The sequence below is a fragment of the Nostoc sp. CHAB 5715 genome (genome assembly GCF_020829685.1).
Lineage (GTDB): Bacteria > Cyanobacteriota > Cyanobacteriia > Cyanobacteriales > Nostocaceae > Nostoc.
Genome location: NZ_JAIVFR010000282.1, coordinates 1 through 7764, shown reverse-complemented (window position 1 = coordinate 7764; position 7764 = coordinate 1). Strand labels below are relative to the sequence as shown.

The window sequence follows — 7764 nt, the reverse complement described above, 5'->3', positions numbered from 1 at the left end:
GGTATTGACTTCGTTACGCCATGTTAAGGAGCAACAATCGGATGTTTGCTTTTTGTTGCAAACATTGGGTCGGTTGTGGCTTTTTGGTGTGGAAATAGATTGGTCGGGCTTCTATGCTCATGAAAAGCGTCATCGTTTGCCTTTACCTACTTATCCCTTTGAGCGACAACGCTACTGGATTGAGCCGAAATCGCAACGGCAAAACGAGCATTCAGTATCACTGAGTAAAAAGCCGGATATTGCCGACTGGTTTTATATTCCTTTTTGGAAACCCTCTTTACTCCCAGTACAAATAGAAAATCAAGAATTAGCATCTGATGAATCTTGTATTTTGGTGTTTATCGATCAGTGTGGTTTGGGTAGTAAATTAGTCCAAGAATTAGAAGTAGACAATCAAAACATAATTACTGTTAAAATCGGTGAAAATTTCACCGTAATTAGTGAGCATGAATATACAATTGAGCCAAGCAATAATCTGGATTATGATATTTTGATTCAAGAAATTTGCAAACAGAATAAGTTACCAAAATCAATTGTTCATCTATGGAGTGTTACACCAAGTCAAGACAAAGAACTAACAGTTGAAATAGTTGAGCAAGCTCAAACAACAGGATTTTATAGTCTCCTATTTCTGGCTCAGGCTTTGGGAAAACAAGAAACTGCTGATCAATTACAAATCACAGTTATTTCTAACAACTTGCAGCCAGTAACAGGGAATGAAGAAATATCTCTAGAGAAAGCAACTTTAATTGGACCAGTTAAAGTTATTTCCCAAGAATATTCAAATATAAAATGTCGTAATATTGATATTATAATTCCAGAGAGTGACAGTTGGCAGGAAGCAAAACTTGTTGAGCAATTGCTGGCGGAACTGAAAGTTTCTGATTCGGAAAAACTTGTTGCTTATCGAGGTTTGAATCGTTGGGTGCAATCTTTTGAACCTGTGCGGTTTGAGAAACCTGAAATTGAAAATCCTCGACTTAGAGAGAAAGGAGTCTATTTAATTACTGGTGGACTCGGAGGTATTGGGCTGGTTTTGGCAGAATATTTGGCAGAAAGTGTGCAAGCAAAACTAGTATTGGTAGGACGTTCGGTTTTACCCGAAAAAGACGAGTGGGAACAATGGCTAACTACCCATGACGAAACTGATGGCACTAGTCGTAAAATTCGTAAAGTTAAAGAATTAGAAAGTAATGGCGCAGAAGTTTTAGTAGTGAGCGCTGATGTCAGCAATCTTGAGCAAATGCAAAATGTTATTGCTCAAGCTCAACAGCAATTTGGTCAAATTAATGGTGTTATTCATGCTGCTGGTGTTCTCGAAGGCAACTCTATTGAAACTATTGAAAATATAAACAAAGCTAATTGTGAGCAACAATTTAAACCAAAAGTACATGGAATCATAGTTTTAGATAAGGTTCTACAAGATAGTAAACTTGATTTTTGTTTATTATTCTCTTCTTTGTCGTCCATTCTAGGAGGATTAGGATATGTTGCCTATTCAGCGGTAAATATCTTTATGGATGCTTTTATAATCAAATATAATCAGAGTCATCCTGTTGCATGGAGCAGCATAAGTTGGGATAGTTGGCAACTGCAAGAAGAAAAACAACAAGATTCGTCTGTTGGTGCAAGTGTAACTGAGTTTGCTTTTAACATTATAGAAGGTATAGAAGTATTTCAAAGGATTTTAACCTGTAATACATTTAATCATTTAGTTGTCTCAACAGGAGATATTCAAGCTAGAGTTGACCAATGGATACGGCTATCATCTTTTGATGATAATGAAGCTAGTCAACGAGTCAATTTATTTGTCCTCAACTCCAGACCCGATTTACAAAATCCCTATGTTCCTCTCACAAATGAACTTGAGCGAACAATTGCCAATATCTGGCAAGATGTTCTTGGATTAAAAAATGTAGGTCTCCATGATAATTTCTTTGAGTTAGGAGGAGATTCACTACTAATAATTAAAGTTCGCAATAAAATCTTAAAAACGTTAAACAAAAATCTATCCATTGCTGACTTATTTGAGTATTCGACTATTAACTCTTTGGTAGAATATCTCGATAAAAAATCGCTTGAAAAACCAATATTTCAGCAAGCTGATGAACGTGCCAGCAGAAAGGAAGCGGCTATGCAGGAAAAACGACAATTAATGAAACAAAGGAGAAAATAAATGTCTAATCAAGCAATGGACAATTCTCTTAAAGGCATAGCTGTAATTGGTCTGGTTGGTCGTTTTCCAGGAGCCAGAAATATTGGTGAGTTCTGGGAAAACTTATGCAAGGGACGGGAGTCTATTTCTTTCTTCAGTGATGAGGAATTAGAGGCTTCGGGAGTAGATCCAACATTGCTGAGTAATCCTAATTATGTAAAAGCTGGTGCAAATATTTCAGATATTGAGATGTTTGATGCCTCTTTCTTTGATTTCTCGCCAAGGGAAGCTGAAACCTTAGATCCTCAGCATCGTATTTTGATTGAATGTGCTTGGGAAGCATTGGAAAATGCTGGTTATGAGCCTGGAACTGGCAAAAACTTAACAGGTGTTTATGTGGGAACCGATATGAGTTCTTACTTTCTGAACAACTTAAGTTCCCACCCTGACCTCATTGAATCTATAGGATTCCCTATTATATATGGCAATAGTCAAGACTTTGCTGCCACAAGGGTTTCATATAAGTTGAATCTTAAGGGACCAAGCATTAATATTCAAACATCCTGCTCTACATCTTTGGTCGCAGTCCATTCAGCATGTCAAGGATTGCTAAACTACGAGTGCGACATGGCTTTAGCTGGTGGTATTTGTATTACATCCCTGCAAAAGGAAGGCTATTTCTATGAAGAAGGGGGTATTACTTCTCCCGATGGTCACTGTCGCGCCTTTGATGCGAGTTCCCAAGGGACTATTTTCGGGAATGGCGTGGGTCTTGTCGTTCTCAAGAGATTGGAAGATGCCATTACTGATAGTGATTTTATTCATGCAGTAATCAAGGGTTCAGCCATTAACAATGATGGTGCTGCAAAGGTCGGCTACACGGCTCCTAGTGTGGGCGGTCAAGCGGAGGTGATTGCTGAGGCTCAAGCGAACGCCTCTGTTACTCCTGAGACAATTACTTATATTGAAGCTCATGGAACTGGTACAGCGTTGGGAGATCCTATTGAAATTAGTGCCTTGAAAAAAGTATTTGCACGCACCAATAAAAAAGAATTTAGTGCGATTGGTTCAGTCAAAACCAATGTCGGGCATTTGAATATAGCATCTGGCGTGACAGGATTAATTAAAACAGTCCTGGCACTAAAACATAAACAAATACCTCCCAGCTTACACTTTGAAACACCTAACCCAGAGATAGACTTCGCAAATAGCCCGTTTTACGTCAACACTAAACTTACTGAGTGGGAAAGCAATGGCACACCCCGCAGAGCAGGTGTGAGTTCCTTCGGCATTGGTGGAACTAATGCCCATGTGATTTTGGAAGAAGCGCCAGCCATTAAAACTTCCCATCCATCCCGTCCTTGGCAATTATTACTGCTCTCAGCCAAAACCAGCACCGCTTTAGACACAGCAACTACCCAACTGCACAACTATCTCGAACAAAACCCCGATACACCCTTAGCAGATGTAGCTTACACCCTACAAGTAGGTCGGCGAGCTTTTGACTATCGCCGCATCATTATTTGTCACTCCCTTGATGATGCAATCAAATCCCTCGACAGCCAAAATCCACAGCACATTTTTAGCCACCACCGCAAACCTGGTCACTGTCCAGTCATCTTCATGTTTTCTGGACAAGGGTCACAATATGCAAACATGGGTCGAGAACTCTATCAAGTAGAACCGACGTTCAAAAAACACGTAGATAGTTGCGCCCTTATTTTACAACCCCACCTTGGTCTTGATATCCGCTCCCTACTTTACCCCAACCCAGAAGAGATTGAAACTGCTGCAAATCAACTCCAACAAACAGCCTTCACCCAAAGCGGATTATTTGTTATTGAATACGCCCTCGCTCAATTATTCATGTCTTGGGGAGTGAGTCCAGAGGCGATGATTGGTCATAGTATTGGCGAATATGTCGCCGCAACGATTGCAGGTGTCTTTTCTTTGGAAGATGCCCTCAAAATTGTGGCAAAAAGGGGACAGTTAATGCAACAAGTACCCCCAGGAAGTATGCTGGCAATTAGACTGCCAGAAAAAGAAGTGCAATTGCTGCTTTCTGGAAACGAGTTATATCGAGAATCTCTACAAATTGCAGTCATTAATAGCCCATCTTCCTGTGTCATATCAGGAACAAACGATGCTGTTGCAGCGCTGGAAAAACAATTATCTTCAATTGAAGTTGAATGTCGTCAGTTGCATACATCTCATGCGTTCCATTCTGTGATGATGTCACCGATATTGTCAGCATTTGCTGAGGCAATTAAAACAGTTAAACTAAATCCACCCAAGATACGCTTTATTTCCAATGTCACTGGTAGTTGGATTAGTTCTGAACAAGCGACAAGTCCGGATTATTGGTGTCAGCATCTACGAAAAACAGTGAGATTTTCGGATGGGATATCGCAATTAATACAGCAGTTTGAAGGAGTTTTTCTGGAGGTGGGACCGGGGCGAACTTTAGGCACGTTAACGACACAGCATTTAGAGAAAGATGCCAAACAGCAGGTATTGACTTCGTTACGCCATGTTAAGGAGCAACAATCGGATGTTTGCTTTTTGTTGCAAACATTGGGTCGGTTGTGGCTTTTTGGTGTGGAAATAGATTGGTCGGGCTTCTATGCTCATGAAAAGCGTCATCGTTTACCTTTACCTACTTATCCTTTTGAACGACAACGTTACTGGATTGAGCCGAAATCGCGATCGCATTCCGTAAATATCAAACCGACGACATTAGATAAAAAGCAAGATATTGGCGATTGGTTTTATGTTTGTTCATGGAAACGCTCTTTGCTAACTTCTTCATCGTTAGAAGAAATAAAAGATACACAAGAAAAATGGCTATTTTTTGTGGATGATTTGGGAGTAGGGGAGCAACTAATTGATAAGTTAAAAAATCAGGGTAAAAATATAATTATTGTTAAGCAAGGAGATGAATTTAGTAAATTAAGTTATGGTATTTATACAATTAATCCGTGTATAAATGAAGATTATGATAAGTTCTTACAAGAACTAATATCGTTAGGTAAAATACCCGAAAAAATTGTTTATCTATGGAGTCTAAGTCATCTTGATAACCGTCCGTCAGTAAAATATTTAGAACTTAAAAGCCTACTATTTTTAACTCAGAGTTTTAGTAAGTTAAAAATCAGCGCTCGCCTACAACTTAGGGTGATATCAAACAACATTCAAGAGGTTAACGGGAATGAAGAATTAAATCCAGATAAAGCTGCAATATTAAGTTTATGTAAAGTAATTCCTCAAGAGTATCCCAATATTAGCTGTCAGTGCATTGATATTGCTTTAACTAACAGCAGAAACTTAGAAGAAAGACAAGAAAATTGTGAGAGTCATATTATTGACAAACTTCTTAAGGAATTAAACTCTGTATCCTTAGATACGGTAGTAGCTTATCGCGATCGCCACCGTTGGTTACAAATATTTGAGTCAGTTCATACAGAGTCAATAGTTGAGGAAAAAATACCTTTAAGAAAACAAGGTGTTTACTTTTTCCCCAGTGGGTTAGAAACTATTGAAGTCGTGCTTGCAGAATATTTAACAAAAACTTTCCAAGCAAAACTCATATTTATCGAAAATGTTAATTTCCCAGAGCAAGATAATTTCTCTCAATGGCTTGAAACTCATCCTCAAAATGATGAATTTAGTCTCAAAATACAGCATTTTTTAGCATTAGAGGAATTAGGTGCAGAAGTTTTGTTATTACATGCCGATACCACTAATTACGAGCAGATGCATCAAGCTCTTGCATCTGCAAATGTTGAACAAATTAATGGTGTAATTTATTCAACTGGTATCAAGCGCGATAACCTATTTGCTTCTATTCCCGAAATTAATGAAGTAGAATTTGAAAATCTATTAGAATTACAAAGTAATAAGATTATAGTATTAGAACAACTCTTACAGAACTTTAATATAGATTTTTGTATCATTCTTTCTTCTTTGTCTTCCATTTTAGGAGGATTTGGGTTAGGCTTATATTCAGCAGCTAACCAATTCATTGATACTTTTAGCACTCGGCATAATCAAAAGACTTCTTTTCCGTGGTATGTTATAAATTGGGATAAATTCCAACCGAATGTAAGCCAAAAAGAAACAGCGCCGGATCGAGTCTCTGGAAAAGAATTAGCTATTACACCAATAGAAGCAGTAGAAGTATTTAAACAAGTTTTTTCTTTTAGGGAAGTAGCTCAGATTATTCTTTCTACAGTAGACATTAACGCGAGGAAAAATCACACAAATAGTCTGGATTCTTTGATAGATTCAAAATCTACTAATCAATTAGATTCATCATTACGCTACTCTCGACCAAGCCTAAGTAATTCCTATGTTGCTCCCACAAAGGAGTTGGAAAAACAAATTACAGAGATATGGCAAGAGGTACTTGGAATTACAGAAATCGGTATTTATGACAACTTTTATGAGTTAGGGGGGGACTCCCTGATTGCAACTCAATTAGTGTCTCGATTGCGAGCTAAATTCCCTGTAGACTTACCACTACGCGACCTGTTATTGGATGCGATGATACCAATTAAGCAGGCAGAAATAGTTGAGCAACTTTTGTTGGAAAAAATTGAGGAATTATCTGAAGAGGAAGTTTTAGTTTTTTTAAATAATTCATAATTGGTTAATCAGGAATTATTAGCTATGGATAAAAAATATTCTAATTTATCACCAGCGAAAAAAGCCCTTTTAGAAAAATGGAAAGGGGGAAAACTTCAAGCTGATGTGATTCCTAAACGTCAAGATTGCCAAAATATTCCCTTATCTTTTTCCCAACAAAGGCTGTGGTTTATTGACCAGCTTTATCACGGCAGTTCGTTCTACAACATTCCCATAGCTTTTCACGTACAAGGAAACCTCGATATTGCAGCACTTGAGCAAAGTTTAAATGAAATTCTGAAGCGTCATGAAGTTTGGCGGACAAATTTTAAGCTTGTGAATGGAGAGCCAATACAAGAAATTTTTTCCCAATCAACTTGGGATTTATCTATTATTAACCGAAAAGATTTATGTGGTAAAGATTGGGAAGAAGAAGTTAAACAAATTGCAGCAGATGAAGCCAAAAAACCTTTTAATTTGGCTAAAGGGCTATTAGTGAGAGCGACTTTACTGCGATTGAGTGAAGAAGAACACGTTTTGCTTGTGACCATGCATCACATTATTACAGATGGATGGTCTTGCAATGTATTCCTGCGCGAACTGTCAGCACTGTACGCTGCTTTCTCAAAAAATCTACCTTCCCCTTTACCCGAACTCCCGATTCAGTATGCAGATTTTGCTGTTTGGCAACGCGATCGCCTGAAGGGTGAATTCCTCGCAAGCCAATTGAATTATTGGAAGCAACAACTCCCAGGTGAGTTACCAATACTACAACTACCTACAGACCGTCCACGCCCTAACCTTACTACTTTCACTGGTGCCAAGCATTACTTTACATTCTCTGCATCCCTAACTAATACTCTCAAGCAATTAAGTCAGCGAGAAGACGCTACTTTATTTATGAGTTTGCTGGCAGCATTTAACATATTACTATACCGCTACACAGACCAGGAAGATATCTTAATCGGTTCTCCAATTGCTAACCG

The 7764-nt window shown here is 38.4% G+C and carries 3 protein-coding genes; all 3 read left to right on the top strand.

Translation table 11 applies throughout. The annotated features are described in order from the left end of the window. Positions 1-88 precede the first annotated feature (88 nt). On the top strand, positions 89-2176 hold the full coding sequence (locus LC574_RS38515) for an SDR family NAD(P)-dependent oxidoreductase (RefSeq protein ID WP_229454594.1): 2088 nt from the start codon (positions 89-91) through the stop codon (positions 2174-2176). Continuing rightward, positions 2177-6799, top strand: a complete 4623-nt coding sequence (locus LC574_RS16950; protein ID WP_229454593.1) for a type I polyketide synthase — start codon at positions 2177-2179, stop codon at positions 6797-6799. Between the two features lie 24 nt (positions 6800-6823). Continuing rightward, a partial coding sequence (locus LC574_RS16945; protein WP_229454592.1) for a condensation domain-containing protein occupies positions 6824-7764 on the top strand: 941 nt, incomplete at its 3' end.